The sequence below is a fragment of the Microbacterium sp. STRO-2N genome, from assembly GCF_057747775.1.
Map to the genome: position 1 here is coordinate 3151670 of NZ_CM173223.1, position 18307 is coordinate 3169976.

16 protein-coding genes are annotated in these 18307 nt (G+C 71.2%); 7 read left to right on the forward strand and 9 right to left on the reverse strand.

Annotated features, from left to right (window positions below; genetic code table 11):
* Positions 1–4: 4 nt before the first annotated feature.
* The 4 genes from AC3ANN_RS14580 to AC3ANN_RS14595 all read right to left on the reverse strand — a co-directional run bounded on the left by AC3ANN_RS14580 (position 5) and on the right by AC3ANN_RS14595 (position 6166).
* Positions 5–2521: a glycoside hydrolase family 38 N-terminal domain-containing protein gene (locus AC3ANN_RS14580; RefSeq protein WP_488338105.1), complete on the reverse strand. Its 2517-nt coding sequence runs from the start codon at positions 2519–2521 to the stop codon at positions 5–7.
* A 128-nt stretch (positions 2522–2649) separates the two neighbouring features.
* Positions 2650–4017: an ABC transporter substrate-binding protein gene (locus tag AC3ANN_RS14585; RefSeq protein WP_488338106.1), complete on the reverse strand. Its 1368-nt coding sequence runs from the start codon at positions 4015–4017 to the stop codon at positions 2650–2652.
* A 185-nt stretch (positions 4018–4202) separates the two neighbouring features.
* A complete protein-coding gene (locus AC3ANN_RS14590; RefSeq protein ID WP_488338107.1) occupies positions 4203–5153 on the reverse strand; it encodes a carbohydrate ABC transporter permease in 951 nt (316 codons plus the stop codon).
* Positions 5153–6166: a carbohydrate ABC transporter permease gene (locus AC3ANN_RS14595; protein WP_488338108.1), complete on the reverse strand. Its 1014-nt coding sequence runs from the start codon at positions 6164–6166 to the stop codon at positions 5153–5155. Before AC3ANN_RS14595 ends, AC3ANN_RS14590 begins: the two co-directional genes overlap by 1 nt.
* A gap of 233 nt (positions 6167–6399) precedes the next feature.
* On the opposite strand from AC3ANN_RS14595, the gene AC3ANN_RS14600 reads away from it, so the two are divergent.
* Positions 6400–7935 carry an FAD-dependent oxidoreductase gene (locus AC3ANN_RS14600; RefSeq protein WP_488338109.1) on the forward strand — a complete coding sequence of 512 codons (1536 nt, stop codon included), beginning with the start codon at positions 6400–6402 and terminating at the stop codon, positions 7933–7935.
* A 56-nt stretch (positions 7936–7991) separates the two neighbouring features.
* Here the strand turns inward: AC3ANN_RS14600 and AC3ANN_RS14605 are convergent, their stop codons facing one another.
* Positions 7992–8987 (reverse strand): ABC transporter substrate-binding protein, encoded by a 996-nt coding sequence (locus AC3ANN_RS14605; RefSeq protein ID WP_488338110.1) that lies wholly within the window; start codon positions 8985–8987, stop codon positions 7992–7994.
* Positions 8988–9096: 109 nt separating this feature from the next.
* On the opposite strand from AC3ANN_RS14605, the gene AC3ANN_RS14610 reads away from it, so the two are divergent.
* The 4 genes from AC3ANN_RS14610 to AC3ANN_RS14625 are packed head-to-tail and all read left to right on the forward strand — an operon-like array spanning position 9097 to position 12912.
* On the forward strand, positions 9097–10110 hold the full coding sequence (locus AC3ANN_RS14610; RefSeq protein WP_488338111.1) for a FecCD family ABC transporter permease: 1014 nt from the start codon (positions 9097–9099) through the stop codon (positions 10108–10110).
* Positions 10107–11186: a FecCD family ABC transporter permease gene (locus AC3ANN_RS14615; RefSeq protein ID WP_488338112.1), complete on the forward strand. Its 1080-nt coding sequence runs from the start codon at positions 10107–10109 to the stop codon at positions 11184–11186. The genes AC3ANN_RS14610 and AC3ANN_RS14615 overlap by 4 nt, the downstream gene beginning before the upstream one ends.
* Positions 11183–12004 carry an ABC transporter ATP-binding protein gene (locus AC3ANN_RS14620; protein ID WP_488338113.1) on the forward strand — a complete coding sequence of 274 codons (822 nt, stop codon included), beginning with the start codon at positions 11183–11185 and terminating at the stop codon, positions 12002–12004. Before AC3ANN_RS14615 ends, AC3ANN_RS14620 begins: the two co-directional genes overlap by 4 nt.
* Before the next feature lie 53 nt (positions 12005–12057).
* The gene (locus tag AC3ANN_RS14625; protein ID WP_488338114.1) at positions 12058–12912 is read left to right on the forward strand and encodes a PHP domain-containing protein; all 855 of its coding nucleotides are present in this window, start codon (positions 12058–12060) and stop codon (positions 12910–12912) included.
* Between the two features lie 142 nt (positions 12913–13054).
* Here AC3ANN_RS14625 and AC3ANN_RS14630 read toward each other — a convergent pair whose 3' ends face one another.
* From AC3ANN_RS14630 to AC3ANN_RS14645, 4 genes are all read right to left on the reverse strand, one after another.
* Positions 13055–13273 (reverse strand): hypothetical protein, encoded by a 219-nt coding sequence (locus tag AC3ANN_RS14630; protein ID WP_488338115.1) that lies wholly within the window; start codon positions 13271–13273, stop codon positions 13055–13057.
* 65 nt (positions 13274–13338) lie between these two features.
* On the reverse strand, positions 13339–13938 hold the full coding sequence (locus AC3ANN_RS14635; RefSeq protein ID WP_488338116.1) for a class II aldolase/adducin family protein: 600 nt from the start codon (positions 13936–13938) through the stop codon (positions 13339–13341).
* On the reverse strand, positions 13935–15188 hold the full coding sequence (otnK, locus tag AC3ANN_RS14640; protein WP_488338117.1) for a 3-oxo-tetronate kinase: 1254 nt from the start codon (positions 15186–15188) through the stop codon (positions 13935–13937). The genes AC3ANN_RS14635 and otnK overlap by 4 nt, the downstream gene beginning before the upstream one ends.
* The gene (locus AC3ANN_RS14645; protein ID WP_488338118.1) at positions 15185–15937 is read right to left on the reverse strand and encodes a DeoR/GlpR family DNA-binding transcription regulator; all 753 of its coding nucleotides are present in this window, start codon (positions 15935–15937) and stop codon (positions 15185–15187) included. Before AC3ANN_RS14645 ends, otnK begins: the two co-directional genes overlap by 4 nt.
* Positions 15938–16031: 94 nt before the next feature.
* On the opposite strand from AC3ANN_RS14645, the gene AC3ANN_RS14650 reads away from it, so the two are divergent.
* Both AC3ANN_RS14650 and AC3ANN_RS14655 read left to right on the forward strand, forming a co-directional pair.
* Positions 16032–17447 carry an FGGY family carbohydrate kinase gene (locus tag AC3ANN_RS14650; protein WP_488338119.1) on the forward strand — a complete coding sequence of 472 codons (1416 nt, stop codon included), beginning with the start codon at positions 16032–16034 and terminating at the stop codon, positions 17445–17447.
* A complete protein-coding gene (locus AC3ANN_RS14655; RefSeq protein ID WP_488338120.1) occupies positions 17444–18307 on the forward strand; it encodes a hypothetical protein in 864 nt (287 codons plus the stop codon). The genes AC3ANN_RS14650 and AC3ANN_RS14655 overlap by 4 nt, the downstream gene beginning before the upstream one ends.

The following is an 18307-nucleotide window of genomic DNA, read 5'->3' on the forward strand; positions in this document are numbered from 1 at the left end:
GGCCTCACCGAAGCGGATCGGGCGCCGGATCGAGCAGCACGTCGGCGACACCCGCCGCCGGCACCGCGACCGAGACGCGTTCGCCGCCGCGCGTCACCGAAGCGGTGACGTCGTCGCCCGTGATGTTCCGCAGGCGCGCTCGCACGCGGCCGTCGACCGGACGCAGTTCGACGAGCACCGCGTCAGCCGGCACGACGTCGATCGGCGGCTGCGGCGCCACGACCGGCGGCGACACGACGTGCCGTGCGTGCAGCGGCTCGAGCAGGTCGCGGCCGTAGCGACGCACGTCGGCGGCGCTGACCCGCGGGACCGGCCGGAACCGGTAGCGGAAGCGACGCGTGACCTCCTGCCGCGCCTGGAAGTTCGTGAAGTGCAGGTTGTTCATCAGCCAGCTGTTGACGTGGCCTCCGGCCACCTCGAGCTCGGCCGCCCACTTCCCGGTGTGGTGGCCTCCGACCTGCACCAGCGGGGCATCCGTCGATCCCCACAGGAAGCCGCCGTCGCGGCCGGCGACCCCGACCGCGTGCTGGATCGAGTACCAGTCCTTGCTCGTGTCGGGGAGCTGCTCGCGGTCGGCCGCGAACACCGCCCCGGCCGTCTCGAGGAGGAACTCCGGTTCCGTCGCCGCGAAGGCGAACGTCACGAACACGCTCTCGGGGTCGAACCGCTCCGGTTTCGCGACGTGCACGTCGAGGTCGATGTCGGCGGCGCCGTCGGCGATGACGACGGTCGTCACGATGCTCGGGATGCCGGGGGTCGATGTCTGCCACCGGATCTCGGTCACGCCGGCCGAGCGGCTGACCCGGACCGGACCGTCGCCCGTCGCGACCACGCGGTCGAACGCCGGCCCCGGGTGGTCGGGGTGGAAGAGCTTCGGCGACTGCGTGATCATCGGATGCCGCGACCCGGCCTCGACGAGCTCGTCGACGACTGCGCCGAGGGGAGCCGCCGCCGTCGCGTCGACGAGCTCACGGTCATCGATCGTGTCGACGAGCGACACCACCCCGCCACGGGCCGGATCCACCGTCACCCGATAGCGGCCCGCTTCGATCGGGCCGGCCGCCACGTCCTCGACCACCGGGCCGGGCACCGGAAGCACCGCGACGCCGAACGGGTCGACGTCGGCGAGGAGCCGGATGCGGCGCGTGCCCGCGATCTCGACGTCGACGAGTTCGCGGCGCCGGGCCTCGGTCGGGTTCACCACCACGATCGCGCCCTCGGCCGGACCGTCGACAGAGGCCGGGCCCACGCGGCCGGGGGCTGTGGGGACCGTCGCGGCGCCACCGGCGTACGCGTACCGGAACCAGCCCTCGATCGCGAGGTCGCGTGCGTGGTCGAAAGCGTCGTACGCGTACGCGGAGGTCGCGTTGTGGTGCGAGTGACTGAAGGTCGAGTGCGGCTTCGAATACGTCTCCCAGCTGCCCCACGTGTGCTCGCCGTACAGCAGCAGCTGCTCGTCGACGTGCTCCAGGTCCTCGGCGATCTCGTCGTCGGAGCGGTGCCGCACCGGGCCGCGGCGATAGCCGAGCACGTCGAACATCGGCGTCGGAGTGCCGCCCGTCAGTCGCGCCAGCGCCAGCGTGCTCTGCGCGGCACGTGCGAACGTGCGGGCCTCGCGGTAGACCGCGACCTCGCGTGCCGTGGAGCCGTGGCCATGCGACCACCAGTCCGCCCACTCCCCGCGCACGGTCGGCACCTCGAAGCCCGCCGTCGCCGCCTCTGCCTCGAGGTCGTCCATGGCCTCGTCGATCGTCGCCGTTCGCATGGGCAGCTCAGGATGCCGCGCATTCCAGTGGCGCACGACCTCGAGGAACAGCGCCGTCGGCCAGCGGTTGTCGTTTCCCGCGTGCACCATGGCCGTGCCCCACGGGTAGTCGTCGCGCCGCTCGAGCTCCTCGACGAAGGCTGCGATGCGTTCCTCGGCCAGCTCGGCGTCGCCGTCGACGATCCCCCACTCCTCGCCGAACCCGTAGTGCGTCGACAGCCACACGAAGACCGAGCGGCCAGACGGCCCCTCCCAGCGGAAGCCGCTCGGCTGCACGAACGGCGGACGGCCGTGGTCGGGGTTGAGCGCCATCACGAGGCGCGTGATGCCGGCATCCGTCATCTGGTCCACCGCGCCCCACGACAGGCCGTTGACGTCGCCGTGCTGCTGCGTGCGGATGCCGATGCCCGCCGCCCTGATGCGCTCGAGCAGGTCGTACGCCGCGTCGAACTCGAACGCGCTCGGCAGCTGCGTCATGTTGAGGTAGCCGCCGGTGACCGAGATCGCGCCCGAGTGCGAGAGCTCGGCGAGCCTGCCGACCTGATCGGGCGTGGCGCGCTCCAGGAACGACAGCACCGGGCGTGCGACCTCGAAGGTCCAGCGGAAGCCGTCCGGTCCTTCGGCGGGGAACTCGGCGGCGAGCTCGAGGACGCGGTCGACGATCCGCCCGTGCATGCGATCGATCAGGCGCGGGCTGTTGGTATAGCCGACGTCGTGGTGGGTGTGGCCGATGAGGAGGATCTGTCGGATCGACATCGCTGCGTTCTGGTCCCTGTGATGTATCGGTCGTCTTCGGTTCGTGGTGGATGGTGGCCAGTGGGAAGGGGCGGGCCGACCGAAGTCGACCCGCCCCCGTCTCCCCCCACGCGGCGAGTGCGAAACCGTCAGCCTGCGGCGGTCGCGTTCTCGTACGCCCGCATCGCGGCGGCCTGCGCGTCGGCGAGCGCCTCTTCAGGCGTCTTGTCGCCGAGCAGCGCCGCGGTGATGGCATTGTTCAGTTCGTTCTGGATGTCCTGACCGGCCGGCGAGGAGCCGAACGACTGGCCGTAGTCGAGGACGTCGTAGTACGTCGAGATCACCTGGTCGAACCCGGCGTTGCCGCTCTCGACGACGTACTCCTCGCGGATCGACTGGTCGGGCCCGGGCGAACCCGTGAACAGGCCGGTGTTGATGCCGCCGTCCTCGGCGCGCGTCTCGGCGCGCGCGGCACCCGCCGCGGCCCACGCCTCCTCGCTCGTCAGCTCGACCATCCACGCGCACGCGGCGGCGGGGTTCTCCGCGCCGACCGGGATGACGAACGCCGTGCCGCCCGACACCGAGAACGGGTTGCCCTCGGCGTCCTTGAACGGCACCGCCTCGATCTGGATCTGGTCCACATACGGCGAGAGGACGTTCGGGTACCACTGCGCATTGACCTGCGCGCCGACCTGGTCGGCGACGTACTGGTTGTTGTCGCCGAAGGTGTCGAACGAGTCGGTGAAGCTCTTCACCGCGGCGTAGCCGCCCTGCGCGTCGTTGATCTGCTTGAGCAGCTCGATACCCGCGATGTTGCTCGGGTCATCGAGGGTCGGCGTGCCGTCCTCGTCGGTGAGCTGACCGCCCATGCCGAGGATCCACAGCGGGGCCTGGCCGGTCGACACCGGGTCGAAGCCGAGGCGCGTCGGGACGCCGCCGGACTCCTGGTACATCTTCGCGATGGCTCCGAGGAGGGCGTCGGGGTTCGACGTGTCGATCTCCTCGACGGTGACGCCCGCCTGGTCCATCACGCGCTTGTTCAGGATGATCGCCGGCGGCTGGTAGAACTGCGGCACGGCCCAGATCGCGTCGTCGTAGCGCACGTCGTCGACGACGAACGGGTACCAGTAGTCGTCGGGGCTGACGCCCTGCGCGTCGAAGCAGTCGTCGAGCGGCATGATGAGGTCCTGCGCCGCATACTGCGTAACGTACCGGCGGTCCATCTGCACGACGTCGGGCACGTCGCCGCCGGCGATGCGCGTCGTGAACTTCTGCGCGTCGAACGCTGTCGCGTCGAGGTCGACCTCGACGTCGCTCAGCTGCTCGGCGGCGTAGTCGAGGCGCGACTGGCCCACGTCGTCGGCGTTCTCGAAGCCCCACGCCGAGAGGGTGCCGGTGGGCTCGGCGTCGAAGTCCGCTTCGGCACCGGTGCCACCGCCGCCGCCACCGCCCCCGCAGCCCGCGAGCATGACGGCTGACGCCGCGATCGCGGCGATTCCGATGATGCGCTTGCGCATGTGTTTCCCTTTCGATCGAGGCGGCACCGTCGCCGCCACCACGTGAGCGGATTCCTGAAATATGGGAACCTTCCCACATGACGCTAGCCACCCGGCGGGTGCCGGGCAACGGTACAACCCGCGTATTTATTGGTTTGTGATGTGTACGTTGTGGAATCGATGCCACGCTGGGCGCGGCATCCGTCTCATCCCTTGCGGCCCTGCGTCGCGACACCTTCGATGAAGTAGCGCTGGCCGAAGGCGAACATGATGAGCATCGGCAGCGTGACCAGCAGCGATGCGACCATCACGTACTGGTAGTCGCCGTGGCCGCCCGCGGTCGGGCTGTACTTCGTCATCGCGTACGCGATGCCCAGCGGCGCGGTGAACTCGCTCACATTGCCCGCGTTCAGGTAGATCAGCGCGGACTGGAGGTTGTTCCAGCTCGCCTGGAACTCGAACAGGAACACGATGACGAACGACGGGATCGACAGCGGCATCGCGATGCGCCAGAACAGGCCCCAGTAGCTCGCGCCGTCCAGACGTGCGGCCTCGAACAGCTCGCGTGGCAGGCCCAGATAGAACTGCCGCTGCAGGAAGATGTAGAAGGCCGAGCCGAAGAGGTTCATGCCCCACAGCGGCACCCATGTGCCGAGGAACCCGGTCTCCTTCCAGATCAGGTAGATCGGGATCATGGTGACGGCGCCGGGGAGCATCATCGTCGCGAGCACGAGCCCGAACAGCAGCCCCCGCCCCGGGAACTTGAAGTAGGCGAAGCCGAACGCCACGATCGAGCTCGACACCGCGACGGCCGTGGCCGCCAGCAGCGCGATCGCGATGCTGTTCCACATCCAGCTCAGCAGCGGCAGCTGGTTCCACACCTCGACGTAGTTCTCGGGGACGAACGTCTTCGGGATGAGCGCGTTGTCGAAGACCTCGCCGCGAGGCTTGAAGCTCGCCGCCAGCAGCCACGCGAACGGGTACAGGAACAGCAGCGCGAAGCCGACCAGGACGACCGTCAGGATGATGCGGCCAGCGAACGTCCTCGGCTGCGCGATGTTGCGCCGCCAGCGCGAGCGCTTCGGAACGGTCACCGCGACGGTGGCGGCCTCGGGGACGGGGCGGGCCACGCCCGGGGTCTGCAGCGACGCCGACATCAGCGGTCTCCCTCGTAGTAGACGAACCGGTTGCCGAACTTCACCTGGATGACCGTGATGACCATGATGATGACGAAGAGCAGCCAGGCCATCGCGGCGGCGAACCCGAAGTTGAACTGACGGAACGCCTGCTGGAACAGGTAGATGGCGTAGAACAGCGACGCCTCTGGCGAGGCGTTGCTCTGATCTCGCCAGAACAGGACGTACGCCTGGTCGAACACCTGGAAGGCGGCGATCGAGAGCACGATGACGTTGAAGAACATCGCGCCCGAGATCATCGGCAGCGTGATCGAGAAGAACTTGCGGATCGGGCCCGCTCCGTCGAGCGAGGCGACCTCGTACAGCTCCACCGGCACGTTCTTCAGCGCCGCGAGGAAGATGACCATCGTGCCCGCCACGGTCCACAGCGTCATGATGACGATGCTGGGCTTGACCCACGCGGGATCCACCAGCCACTGCGGACCCTGGATTCCAAAGAAGCGCAGGCCTTGGTTGATCGCGCCGGTGTTGCCGTTGAGCAGCAGGAAGAAGACGGATGCCGTCGCCACCGCCGGCGTCATCTTCGGCAGGTAGTACAGCGTGCGGAAGGCACCCGCGCCGCGACCGACGCGATTGAGGAGCATCGCCAGCGTGAGGGCGAAGACGATCTCGAGAGGGACCGCCATCACGACGTAGAACAGGGTGTTCGACAGCGACACCGCGACGCGCGGGTCGTCGAACAGGTTGGCGTAGTTGGTGATGCCGACCGGGCGTGCGGTGTTCGTCGCGAGGTTGTAGTTGCTGAACGAGATGTACAGGCTGTACACCATCGCACCCGCCGTGAAGACGAGGAATCCGACGATCCACGGAGAGATGAACAGGTACCCCGCCAGCGCCTCGCGCTTGTTGTAGTGCACCTTGACCTTGGGGGCGCGCTCCTTGACGCGGCGGCGCGGCCGGCGGTTCCCCTTCGTGGTCGCGGACGCCTCCTCGAGCGCTTCGACGACGGCGTCGGGCTGCGAAGTGACACTCATCGCGAGGCCTCGCTCAACGCGACCTCCGGGCGATCCTTCTTCGTCATCTCACTTCTCCACTTCGAGATGTGGCATCGTTACCACATGGCCCCGACTATACGGCTCCCCGCCGACTCGACGCAACCGCGTGCCGTCCGCTCGAACGCGCACGCCGTGATGCTAGGCACGCCGCGCCCGCCGATCACGGGGCTTGCGCGAGTCGACTCTTCTGTGCTTCTCGGAGGCCGGGGTTCATGATCGCGGCGGATGTCGCGGTCTACGCGGCGACGTCCGCCGGGGTGTGCGCCGCGGTCGCCGCGGCCCGCGCCGGGGCCCGGGTCGTGCTCCTCGAGCCGGGTCGCCACATCGGCGGGATGACCAGCGGCGGCCTCGGCTACACCGACGTCGGCGACCTGCGCGCGCTGGGCGGGATGGCCGCGGAATTCCGCGCCGCCGTCGCAGCCCACTACGGCGTGCCGGTCGGACGCTACGCCGGACCCGAGCCGCACGTCGCCGAGCAGATCTTCGTGCGGTGGCTCGAGGAGGCCGGCGTGGCGGTCGCGCTCGACGCGCGGCTCGCCACGACCGAGGTGACGGACGCCCGGATCACCCTGCTCACCCTCGCCGACGGGGCGGTGGTGACCGCCGAGGTCTTCATCGACGCGAGCTACGAGGGCGACCTGATGGCGGCATCCGGGGTCTCGTATGCGGTCGGTCGCGAATCGCGCTCGCTCCACGGCGAGGAGTTCGCGGGCCGTCGTGAGGTCATGCCCGGGCGCCACTCGATGCCGCCGTGGATCTCGCCGTTCCGCGACGACCCGGCCGGGCTCATGGCCGGCGCGCTGCTTCCGCAGATCAAACCCGAGCCCATGGCGGAGGTCGGCGAAGGCGATGGCGGCGTGATGTCGTTCGGCTACCGCGTGTGCCTGTCACGCGCCGCCGACCGCATCCCGTTCCGCCGCCGTCCGGGCTATGACGAGACGCACTGGGAGCTCGGCCGCCGCCTCTTCGCCGACGCGGAGCGGCGCGGCGACGTGCACCCCGCGGGTCGCTACATCGGGCTCGAGCCGAACCTGCCCGGCGGCAAGGCCGACGGCAACTCGCTCGGGCCGTTCTCGCTCAGCGTGCTCGACGGCACCGCATGGGAGTATCCGGACGCCGACCCCGTGCGCCGCGAGGAGATCAGGCTGCACCACCTGCACCATGCCGAGGACTTCCTGTGGTTCCTCGCGAACGACCCGGCCGTTCCCGCGAGCGTGCGGCGCGGCATGCAGCAGTGGGAGCTTCCCGCCGACGAGTTCGCCGACACCGGTCACCTGCCGCATCAGCTCTACGTGCGCGAAGCGCGGCGCATGACGACGGATGCCGTCATCACCGAGCACGACCTGCGCGCCGGCGCCCTGCCGACCGACGTCGTCGCCCTCGGCTCGTACCACTTCGACATCCGCGAGGTGCAGCGGGCCTGGCGCTGGGTGTACGAGCACCCGGACCCGATCGCGATGGTGGTGTCGGAGGGCTATCTCTCGGTGCCCGTGCCGATCTACGGCGTCGGCTACCGGGCCCTCGCACCCCGGCGGGAGGAGTGCGCGAACCTGCTCGTCGCGGTCTGCGTCGCAGCTTCCCACGTCGCCTTCTCGTCGATCCGGATGGAGCCGCAGTACCAGATGCTCGGCCAGGCCGCCGGCGTGGCGGCGGCGCTGGCCGCGCGATCGGGCGTGCGTGTGCAGGAGGTTGATGTCGACGCCCTGCAGGAGCGACTTCGCGACGGCGGAGCGGTGCTCGACGTGTGACTGCACGCGGACGCCCCGCGACACCGAAGCGACGTCACGGGGCGGGGCCGCGGGGATCAGTCGAGCGGGTCGACGCCGTAGTGCTCGGCGAGCTCGGTGATCACGGCATGCGCGCCCTGGATCGACACCGACGAGACGAACGTCGTGTCGTCGACGGGCAGGACTTCGCCGGTGAGGCGCTCCCACAGCGGGTTCGATTCGAACTGCTCGCGCTGGGCGCGTGAGGCATCGCCCTCGGCGCCCTCGGGCTCCCACGCGCTGACCATGATCACCGACGCGTCGGCCTGCAGGATGTTCTCGGCCGACAGCGGCACGAAGATCGACTCCGTCGTGTCGGGTGCGTCCGCCGGACGCGGCAGGCCCATGTCGGCCATGATCTCGCCGATGAACGAGTCGCTCGAGTACAGGCGGGCCGTGTCCTCGCCGGCGAAGCGCACGAGGGAGTAGGTGGCGTCGGGGTTCTCGGCGAGGATCTGCTCGCCCACCGCCGCAGCGCGCTCCTCGTACTCGGCGACCGCCGCCTCGGCCTCGTCCTGGAGGCCGAGCGCCGTGCCGAGCAGCACGACGTTCTCCTTCCAGGTCGGACCGGTGCTCTCGGAGAAGACCGTGGGGGCGATCTTCGACAGCTGCGGGTACAGCGCCTCCTGGCGGACCTTCGCCGAGATGATGAGGTCGGGCTCGAGCTCGAGGATCTTCTCGAGGTCGGGCTCGGCGATCGTGCCGACGTTCACGGCGTCGGCGGTCTCGTCGCTCACATCGCCCAGGTACGGCGCGAACGGGTTCTCGGGATCCTGGCGGTACTCGGCGTACCCGACCAGCTCCGCGCCGAGCAGGAGCGTCGCGTCGACGTAGCTGGGGTCGAGCGCCACGACGCGGACGGGCCGCTCGGGGATCGTCGTCTCGCCCATCGCGTGCTCGATCGTCACGGGGAAGCCGCTGTCGGACGACGCTTCGGGCGTGGCTTCGTCGGCGGACGGGGACTGGCACGCGGCAAGGCCGAGCGCGAGTGCGCCGACAGCGATCACCGACAGGGCGGAACGGAGTGCAGACATGGAAGTGGCAGGTGCTTTCTCGTCGCGATTAGGATGGGAGAGATGCGCTTGGAAGCTAAGGCTTACCTAAGTTCGCGCTCTCGAATCTAGCAGACGACGAAACCCGAACGTGATCCGCACTTCCTCGCCGAGCCGGCGCGTCAGCCGCCCTCTCGTGCTCGCCGTCGCCCTCGCCGCGGTCGCCGTCGCCGCGGTCGTCAGCGTCTGCATCGGCGGCATGCCGACGTCCCCCGCTCAGGTGCTCGCCGCGTTCTTCGCCCCCACCGGCAGTGACGCCGACGTCGCCATCATGGGTCTGCGTGTGCCGCGCACCGTGCTCGGCACCGTCGTCGGCGCGTGCCTGGGGCTCGCCGGCGCGCTCGTGCAGGGACACACCCGCAACCCGATCGCCGATCCGGGCCTCCTCGGCATCTTCCAGGGGGCGGCGCTCGCGATCGTCCTGGTCGCCGCGACCGGCAATCCCTCGGGACCGGTGCAGGCTCTCTTCGCCTTCGGCGGTGCGCTCGGGGCGTCCGCGCTGGTGTTCGCGATCGCCGCGAGCTCACGCGGCGGGGCGACGCCGATCACGCTGGTCCTGGCGGGCGTCGCCGTCTCGGCCCTGTTCGGCGCGCTCGTGACCGCCACGGTGCTGATGAATCTCGACGCCCTCGACGCCCTGCGGTTCTGGCAGGTGGGCTCGCTCGCGACCCGTAACGGGGCACTCTCGTACATGTGGCCGTTCGTCGCCGTCGGGATCGTGCTGGCTCTGGCGAACGGCCCGGCGCTCAACGCGCTCGCGCTCGGACCGCAGGCCGCGGCATCCCTCGGAGTCTCCCTCCGGCGCGCACGCGTGCTCGGCATCGCCGCCATCACTCTGCTCGCCGGCGCTGCCGTCATGCTCGCCGGGCCGATCGCGTTCGCGGGACTCATCGTGCCCCATATCGCGCGCGCTCTCGTCGGGGCGGACTATCGCTGGCAGCTGCCTGCGGCGGCACTCGTGGGCAGCGCCGTCCTCCTCGTCGCCGACACCATCGGCCGCGTGATCGCCCAGCCGGGTGAGCTGTCGGTCTCGGTCGTCCTCGCCGTGGCCGGGGCACCCTTCTTCATCGCGCTCGCGCGCCGTCGCCGGCTGGTGTCGCCATGACCTCGACGACCGCGCGGCGGCCGCTGCTCCCCGTCATCCGGTGGGGAGCGGTGTCGGTGCTGTGGCGGCCGCGCACCGTCGTCGTGGTCGCCGCGCTGCTCGTGGCGACGCTCCTCGGCTGTGCGCTGCATGTCTCGCTCGGCGGCAGCGCGATCGACTTCGGCGCGGTGCTGAGCACGCTGCTCGGGGCACCACCGGATCCGCGGACCGAGCTGGCCGTGACGGAGTTCCGGATGCCGCGCACGGTCGCCGCGCTCGTGTCGGGGTCGGCGCTCGCCGTCGCCGGCGCCATCACGCAGACCATCGCGCGCAACCCGCTCGCCAGCCCCGACATCCTCGGCGTCACGGCCGGGGCGTCGCTCGGCGCGGTCGGCGTGCTCGTGCTCGCGGGCGGCGGAGCCGGAGGCTTGTCGGGCGCGGCGGCGCTCATCGGGATGCCGGCCGCGGCGTTCCTCGGCGGACTGATCGCGGGGCTCGCGGTGTTCCTCCTCTCCTATCGGCGGTCGATCGACGGCTACCGCATCGTGCTCGTGGGCCTCGGCGTCTCGTGGCTCGCGACGAGCCTTGTGACGTGGCTGCTCACCCTCGGCGACGTGACGAACGCCGCCCAGGCCCTCACGTGGATGTCGGGCTCGCTCAACGCCGAGGAGTGGACTCTCGTCGGCCCGCTCGCGGTCGCCGCGGTCGTGCTGATGGCGGCGACCGGCTTCGTCGCGCGCCCGCTGTCGCTGACGGCGTTCGGCGAGCCGACCGCGGTGGGGCTCGGCGCGCGCGTCAACCGCTCGCGCGCGCTGGCGCTCGTGGCAGCAGTACTGCTCGCTTCTCTCGCGACGGTCATCGCCGGCCCGCTCGGATTCGTCGCACTCGCCGCACCCCAGATCGCGCGGATGCTCGTGCGGTCCGCGACTCCCCCGCTCGCGGCATCCGCTCTCGTGGGCGCGCTCATGGTGCTGCTCGCCGACGTCCTCACCGCCCGCATCTTCCCCATACCGCTGCCCGCCGGCGTGGGGACAGCCATCATCGGGGTGCCGTACCTCGTGTGGCTGCTGATCTCGACGCAACGGAGGACGGCATGACCGCACGCCTGTGCGCCCGCTCGCTCACGCTCTCGTACGACGGGCGTCCGGTGGTCTCGGGGCTCGACTTCGAGGTTCCCGACGGTCAGGTCACCGCGATCATCGGTCCGAACGGCTGCGGGAAGTCGACCCTGCTGCGTGCCCTCGGACGCGTCATGGCGCCGGCGAGCGGAGACGTGCTGCTGGACGGCGTCTCGCTGCGCAGCATCCCCACGCGCCAGGTCGCGCAGCGCCTCGCGCTGCTGCCGCAGAACCCGGAGGCGCCAGCGGGCCTCACCGTCGCCGAGCTGGTCGCTCGCGGGCGACACCCGCATCAGCGGTGGTACGAGCAGTTCGGGCGCGCCGACGAGACGGTCGTGCGCGAGTCGATGGCCGCGACCGGCGTCGATCATCTCGCCGATATGCCCCTCGACGAGCTGTCGGGCGGTCAGCGGCAACGGGCTTGGCTGTCGATGGCGCTCGCGCAGCAGACCGAGATCGTGCTTCTGGACGAGCCGACCACGTACCTCGACCTCGCTCATCAGGTCGAGGTCCTCGAGCTCGTCCACGACCTCAATCGGCATCACGGCCGCACGGTGCTCATGGTGCTGCACGACATCTCGCTCGCCGCCCGCTACGCCTCGCAGATCGTCGCGATGAAGGACGGCCGCATCGTCGCATCGGGAACGCCCGACGAGGTCGTGACCGCCGACCTGCTCGCCGACGTGTTCGGCCTCCGCGCCGCCGTCGTGCGCGAGCCCGTGCACGGGCGGCCGCACGTCATGCCGCTCGGGCTGGCGGGACACCTCGCACCGGATCACGCGCCGGAAGAGCGCTGACGCCGGACGAGCGACGGATACCGCGAGCCCGAGACGGGGAGTAGCCTCGCGTCATGACGGCCCTCCCCGCCGATGCCCACGTGCACAGCGAGTGGTCTTGGGACTGGGCCTCGGTCCCGGGGTCGAGAGATTCGATGGTCCGCATGTGCGAACGCGCGATGCGGATCGGGCTCCCGGCCATCGTGTTCACCGAGCACCTGGACTTCGAGGACGACTGGATGGTGGACGACGGCGACCTCGGCGAGCACGGCCAGAAGTACGTCGACGCGGTCGGACATGTGCACCTGCCCGAGTTCGACGTCGAGGGCTACCTCACGGCCATCGAGCGCTGCCGTCACGACTTCCCCGAGCTTCGGATCCTGACGGGCGTGGAGTTCGGGCAGCCGCATCTCTGGGAGTGGCACGCCGCCGATCTGCTGTCCTCGGGCGCGATCGATCGCGTGAACGGATCCCTCCACATGCTGCCGTTCCGCGACGGCACCCGCACTGAACCGACGACGCTGTATCGCCACGCGCCGGCAGACGAAGTGATGTGGGCTTATCTGGAAGAGATACCGCGGATGGTCGCCGGTTCGGCCTCCTTCGAAGTGTTCACGCACATCGACTATGCGGTGCGTTCGTGGCCGGCCGCGGTCGCGGGTCCCTTCGATCCCCGCGATTTCGAGGAAGGCTTCCGAGCCGCGATGCGCGCGATCGCCGACTCGGACCGCGCTCTCGAGATGAACACGCGACGACTCTGGCCGTGGATCCCGCAATGGTGGGCGGAAGAGGGCGGGCGCGCGGTGACGTTCGGCAGCGACTCTCACGGCCCGGATGGACTCGCGGCGAACTTCCCCGAGGCGGTCGCGATGCTCGAGCTCTTCGGTTTCCGCCCGGGACGGCGGCCAGAGGACTTCTGGATGCGCTGACCAGGCGTCATTGCCGAAGGCGCGCCCAGGGGTGGGACGTGACAGGATCGAGCCGTGAGCGCGAGCATGACGCGGCCCGCCGCATCGGAGTGGCGCGAGCCCTCACCCGCCCCTCGCTGAGCGTTGCCCGCGACCGCGGGCGTCAGCCGGCCTGGGTCTTCGACTCGGGGGCGGTCGCGGCATCCGTCGCGGTCGAATGCAGGTGCATGAGCGCGACGGCATCGCGGAGCGCACCCGTCGGGGTCTCGACCGGCGCGTAATGGTGCGTGAACCCGTGCTCGTCGACGACGGTGATCGTAGCCATCACGAAGCCGCGCCGAGGCAGCTGGGTGCCGATGCGAGGGAGCCGAGCAGACTTCATGCCTCCACGGTAATGGGCACCCACCGACATCGACGGTGACCCACCGCGCCGAGGCGGAAAGCGCGTCAGCCCCAGGCCGTCGCCGGGTCGAGCAGACGAGCGTCGCGGCCGTGCAGCGCGAGCGCCAGTTCGGCGGCGGCCTCGAGCTCTTCGCAGAGGTCGACGGCGCGCACGAGGTCGGGAGCGCACACCACGCTGCCGTGATTGGCGAGCAGCATCGCGTGCGCGTCGGCCGCCGCCTCCTCGACGCCGTGTGCGAGTGCCTCCGATCCGGGTGGCGCGTAGTCGACGACGCGGACGCGACCGAGCGTGCGGAGGCGGTACGGCGTGTACGGCGGCAGCGGGTCGGCGCCGTGGTCGCACGCGAGGCACGAGACCGCCGTCGCGGCGCGCGAGTGCAGGTGGATGATCGCGCGCGCATCGGGCCGCGCACGGTAGGCCGCGACGTGAAGCGACCACTCCTTCGTGGGGGCCGGGCCCGAGACGTGCTCGCCGTGGAGGGTGAGCGTGCACAGGTCGTCGACGGTGACACGGCGCAGCGACGAGCCCGTGGGTGTGATCAGGATGCGGTCGCCCACGAGCACACTGGCGTTGCCCGAGCTGCCCGGCGACAGTCCCGCCCCTGCGACGGCACGGCACGCGTCGACCAGCTGCTGCCCATTCATCGGTCCTCCTCGAAGGCTGCGGCGAAGAAGTCCGTGCCGCCGAAATTGCCGGACTTGAAGCACAGGTCGAGCGCGCGGCCCGCGGTGTCCGCGATGGTCCAGGCGACGCCCGGGGCAGCCACGCGGCGCACGCGCAGCGTCGACACACCGAGGGCCGCCGCGACCGCTCCAGAGGTCTCCCCGCCCGCCACCAGGATGCGACGGACGCCCAGCCCCTCGACGGCGCCGACGGCGATGCGCGCCAGCGCTTGTTCGACGAGCGACGCGGCGCGCTCTCGCCCCCAGCGCTCCTGCGCGCGTGCGACCTCCGGCGGGTCGGCGGTGGCCGACACGAGCGGGATGCCGCGAGTTTCCTCGACGAACGCGAGCGCCTCGGCCACGGCCGTGTCGAGGTCTGCGGCGAGCATGTCGACCGCGAGGTTCCATCGCGGGCCGCCGAACGCGGCCACCTGCGCCCGCGTGCGCTCCGACCCGCTCCCCGAGAGGATGAGCGCGCGCCCGGGCGGTGGCGGCGCGACCGAGGACACGCCACCGCCGACGAGCCGGCGCGCAAGGGCGACGGCGAGGCCGGCGGCACCCGCGATCAGCAGATCACCGGATTCCTCGACCGCGGCGGCTGCGGCATCCAGGTCCGGCTCTTCCACGGCGTCGAGCAGCACATGACGCACGCCGTCGGCGCGCAGCTCGCGCACCAGCTCGGCCACGGCGGCCTCGCCGGCGTGGACCGTCTCGATCGGAACGAGCCCGACCCGTCGCGGCGTCTGCCGGCCGAGGACGCGCACGAGGTCGGCATCGCGCATCGGCGTGAGCGGGTGGTGCGCGAGCGACGACTCCGACAGCAGCCGGTCGCCGACGAACAGATGACCGCGGTGCATCGTGCGTGCGACGGCAGGCGTCGCGGGCGTGCCGACGGATGCCGCATCCGGGCCCAGCTCGTCGATCAGGGCGTCGGAGACCGGGCCGATGTTCCCCCGGTCGGTCGAGTCGAACGTCGAACAGTACTTCTGGTAGAGCCGCCGGGCGCCCCACGACCCGAGGATGCGCGCGGCCTCGACGCTCTCGGCGACCGCCTGCGCAGGCGGGGCGGTGCGGGACTTCAGCGCGACGATCACGCACGCGTCCGTCGGCGGAATCGACGGATCCGGCACGCCGAGTCGCACCTCGGCGCCGAGGCCGACCGCGCTCACCCCGGCGGCGACATCGCAGGCGCCGGTGATGTCGTCGGCGATGACGCCGAGCTCGATACTCATCGCGCGATCCTCACCTCGATGCCGGCCGCTTCGAACCGGGCCAGCGTCTCGCCGTCGGCGCGCGCGTCGGTGATGAGCACGTCGACGATGTCGAGGTCGGCGATGCGGACGACCGAGGTGCGCTCCAGCTTGTCGGCGTCAGCCAGCAGCACGACCCGCGACGACTGTCGTGCCAGCACCCGCTTGATCGCGGCGTCCAGCACGTTCGTCCCCCACAGCCCGTCCAGGCCCACGGCGGTCGCCGACAGCAGCGCGATGTCGCACCGGACGCCCCGCAGCGTCTCTTCGGCGAGGGGACCCGCGAAGCACCGGGTGTCGGGTTGATAGTGCCCACCCGCCGCGATGAGCCGCGGCTCGGGCTGGTGCGACAGCGCCTCGATCACCGGCAGGGAGTGCGTGACGATCGTGCTGCCGTGCAGCAGCGGTGCGACGGCGGCGACCGTCGTGCCGGCGTCGAGGGCGACGACTTCCGCACCCGCCGTCTCGGCCGCCGCGAGCTCCGCGATCGCGCGCTTCTGAGCGGCACCGACCTCGTCGCGGCGTTCGAACGGCACGCTCGCCGACGCGATCGTCGCGCCGCCTGCCACGCGCCGCAGCACGCCCTCCTGCTCGAGGAGGCGCAGGTCGCGCCGCACCGTCATCTCGGAGACCCCGAGCCGCTGCGCGACCTCGGCGGAGGCGATGTAGCCGTCGGCCGCGACCAGGCGCTCGAGCTCTGCTCGCCGTTCCGGCGCGCCGGTGTATCGCATGGGTCGCCCTCCTCCCGGTGACAGGACAGAACTCGATCCTGTTGATTATCGAACATGTTTGGCAAGTCTGTTCAAAATGTAACAAACTGGACGAGTGACACTCGCCCTGGGCCTCGACATCGGGAGCACGACGACGAAGGCCGCCCTCGTCGCCGTGGCCGACGATGCGGCCGACGGCGTGACGGTGCGGCACGTCGCGCGCACGCCGACGCCGGGCGACGTCGAGGGGCTTCTCGCCGCCGTCGCCGCGATCACGCGCGAGTGCGCCGCGGCGGCCGAGAGACCGGTCGCAGCCGTGGGCATCGCGTCGATGGCCGAGAGCGGCGCCGCGCTCGACGCGGACGGGCACGCGCTCACCCCGCTGCTGCGGTGGAACCGCCGCGTCGACCGGCGGCATCTCGACGACCTGCTGTCGCGGCATCCGGATCTTCCCGCGCGCACCGGGGTGCCTGCGACCACGAAGCCCACGGCCGTCACACTGACCGCCCTGCGCTCCGACGATCCCGACGCCTTCGATGCCGCGCGCCACTGGGCCGGCGTCGCGGACCTCGTCGCACACGCGCTCACCGGCGCGCGGGCGACCGACCACACGCTCGCGGCGCGCACGATGATGGCCGGCGACCGGGGCGAGGCATGGGACGCCGATGTCCTCGAGGGCCTTGGCGTGCGTGCCGACGTCCTCCCGGAGATCCGACGGCCTGGCGACCCGGTCGGAGCGGCATCGGGTGCGGCCCGGGCATTCGGCCTCGATTCCGGCATCCCCGTCTACATCGCGGGCCACGACCACGCCGTCGGCGCGTGGGCGAGCGGCGTGCGCACCACCGGCGCGGTCGCGGACTCGCTGGGAACGGCCGAGGCCGTCGTGCGGGTGACGGATGCCGTCGTCACCGCGGCTGCGGTCGCCGACGGGTTCTCGATCGGTCGCACGGTCGACGGCACAGCGCTCACCGTGCTCGGAGGCAGCCGCGCGTGCGGTGCGATGCTCGAGTGGTGGGCGGCAGAGCACCCGGCCGACGACGTGCCCACGCGCCTCGCATCGCTTCCCGCAGACCCGTGGGAGGGCACGCTCATGACCGTGCTTCCCTACCCGTCCGGTCGGCAGTGCCCGCTCCCCCACGCCGGCGCCGGCGTCGTCGTGCGGGGCGCCGCGAGCGATCCCGCGGTGCGCGCCCGCGCCGTGCTCCAGGGTCTCGTGTTCCACGCGCGGTGGATGCGCGAGGCGATCGATGCGCTCGCCGGCTCGACCGCGACCGAGATCACGCTGCTCGGTTCGCTCGCGGACCGCATCCGGGCCTGGGCGCCGCTCACCGCGACCGCCCGCGTCCCGACGTTCACCACCGCCGCAGCCGAACCCGTGGCCGCAGGCGCCGCGCTTCTCGCCGCCGTGCGTGCGGGTGCGGCATCCGCTCATCTCTCGCTCGCCCGTCACGACGTGACACCCGCGAGCGCACCCGACCTGGACCACGCCTACCGACGGTTCCTCGAGACCGTCCTCGAAGGAGAATCATGACCACCCTCGATGCCATCGCCCGCCCGTCGGGCGCGTTCGCCATGGTCGCGATGGATCAGCGCGAGAGCCTGCGCCACATGTTCGACCTCGCCGGCCACGGACGCCCCGCCGACGACGTGCTGATCGACTTCAAGGTCGCCGTCGCCGAGGAGCTCGGCCCGTACGCGTCGGGCTTCCTCGCCGACCGGCGGTTCGGGTTCGACCGGGTCAGCGCGGCGCTGCCCTCCTCGACCGGCCTGATCCTCGCGGTCGACGCGCTCGATCAGGCCGACGGGGGCCCGGTCGAAGACACGGCCCTCGACGAAGACGCCGTGGCCGCGATCCCGGAGGGCGTCGACGCGCTCAAGCTGCTTCTCATCTGGCGACGCGACGAGCGGCGCGAGGCGCGCGTCGAGCTCGCGGCGCGGTTCATCGACGTGGCGCGCGAGAACGGCGTGCTGTCGGTGCTCGAGCCGGTCGTGCGCGCGGCGCCCGGCGAGGAGGACTTCGACACGGATGCCGCGATCCGCGAGGCCGCTCGCGAGCTGTCGGCCCTGCACCCCGACCTCTACAAGGCGCAGGTCCCGCTCGCGGGCGCCGGTGACGAGGCGCAGCAGCGCGCGGCCAGCGCGGAGCTGAACGCGTGCATGACAGGACCCTGGGTCGTGCTGTCGCAGGGGGTCGAGCGCGATCGGTTCGCCGGCGCGGTGCGGGCGGCGTGCCTCGAAGGCGCGAGCGGATTCCTCGCCGGCCGCGCGCTGTGGAGCGACATCGTGGGCAGCTCCGATGTGCGCGGGGAGCTGCGCGCACGCTCGGTCGACCGACTGAAGGCGCTCGGCGACATCGTCGACGCGAACGCACGCCCGTGGCGGGAGGCGTGA

What these genes read in the sequence shown, in the direction of transcription:
- AC3ANN_RS14595 (WP_488338108.1), bottom strand. Translation starts at nt 6,166, where the DNA reads ATGAGTGTCACTTCGCAGCCCGACGCCGTCGTCGAAGCGCTCGAGGAG.
- AC3ANN_RS14630 (WP_488338115.1), bottom strand. Translation starts at nt 13,273, where the DNA reads ATGAAGTCTGCTCGGCTCCCTCGCATCGGCACCCAGCTGCCTCGGCGC.
- AC3ANN_RS14645 (WP_488338118.1), bottom strand. Translation starts at nt 15,937, where the DNA reads ATGCGATACACCGGCGCGCCGGAACGGCGAGCAGAGCTCGAGCGCCTG.
- AC3ANN_RS14590 (WP_488338107.1), bottom strand. Translation starts at nt 5,153, where the DNA reads ATGTCGGCGTCGCTGCAGACCCCGGGCGTGGCCCGCCCCGTCCCCGAG.
- AC3ANN_RS14580 (WP_488338105.1), bottom strand. Translation starts at nt 2,521, where the DNA reads ATGTCGATCCGACAGATCCTCCTCATCGGCCACACCCACCACGACGTC.
- AC3ANN_RS14605 (WP_488338110.1), bottom strand. Translation starts at nt 8,987, where the DNA reads ATGTCTGCACTCCGTTCCGCCCTGTCGGTGATCGCTGTCGGCGCACTC.
- otnK (WP_488338117.1), bottom strand. Translation starts at nt 15,188, where the DNA reads ATGAGTATCGAGCTCGGCGTCATCGCCGACGACATCACCGGCGCCTGC.
- AC3ANN_RS14600 (WP_488338109.1), top strand. Translation starts at nt 6,400, where the DNA reads ATGATCGCGGCGGATGTCGCGGTCTACGCGGCGACGTCCGCCGGGGTG.
- AC3ANN_RS14635 (WP_488338116.1), bottom strand. Translation starts at nt 13,938, where the DNA reads ATGAATGGGCAGCAGCTGGTCGACGCGTGCCGTGCCGTCGCAGGGGCG.
- AC3ANN_RS14585 (WP_488338106.1), bottom strand. Translation starts at nt 4,017, where the DNA reads ATGCGCAAGCGCATCATCGGAATCGCCGCGATCGCGGCGTCAGCCGTC.
- AC3ANN_RS14655 (WP_488338120.1), top strand. Translation starts at nt 17,444, where the DNA reads ATGACCACCCTCGATGCCATCGCCCGCCCGTCGGGCGCGTTCGCCATG.
- AC3ANN_RS14625 (WP_488338114.1), top strand. Translation starts at nt 12,058, where the DNA reads ATGACGGCCCTCCCCGCCGATGCCCACGTGCACAGCGAGTGGTCTTGG.
- AC3ANN_RS14620 (WP_488338113.1), top strand. Translation starts at nt 11,183, where the DNA reads ATGACCGCACGCCTGTGCGCCCGCTCGCTCACGCTCTCGTACGACGGG.
- AC3ANN_RS14615 (WP_488338112.1), top strand. Translation starts at nt 10,107, where the DNA reads ATGACCTCGACGACCGCGCGGCGGCCGCTGCTCCCCGTCATCCGGTGG.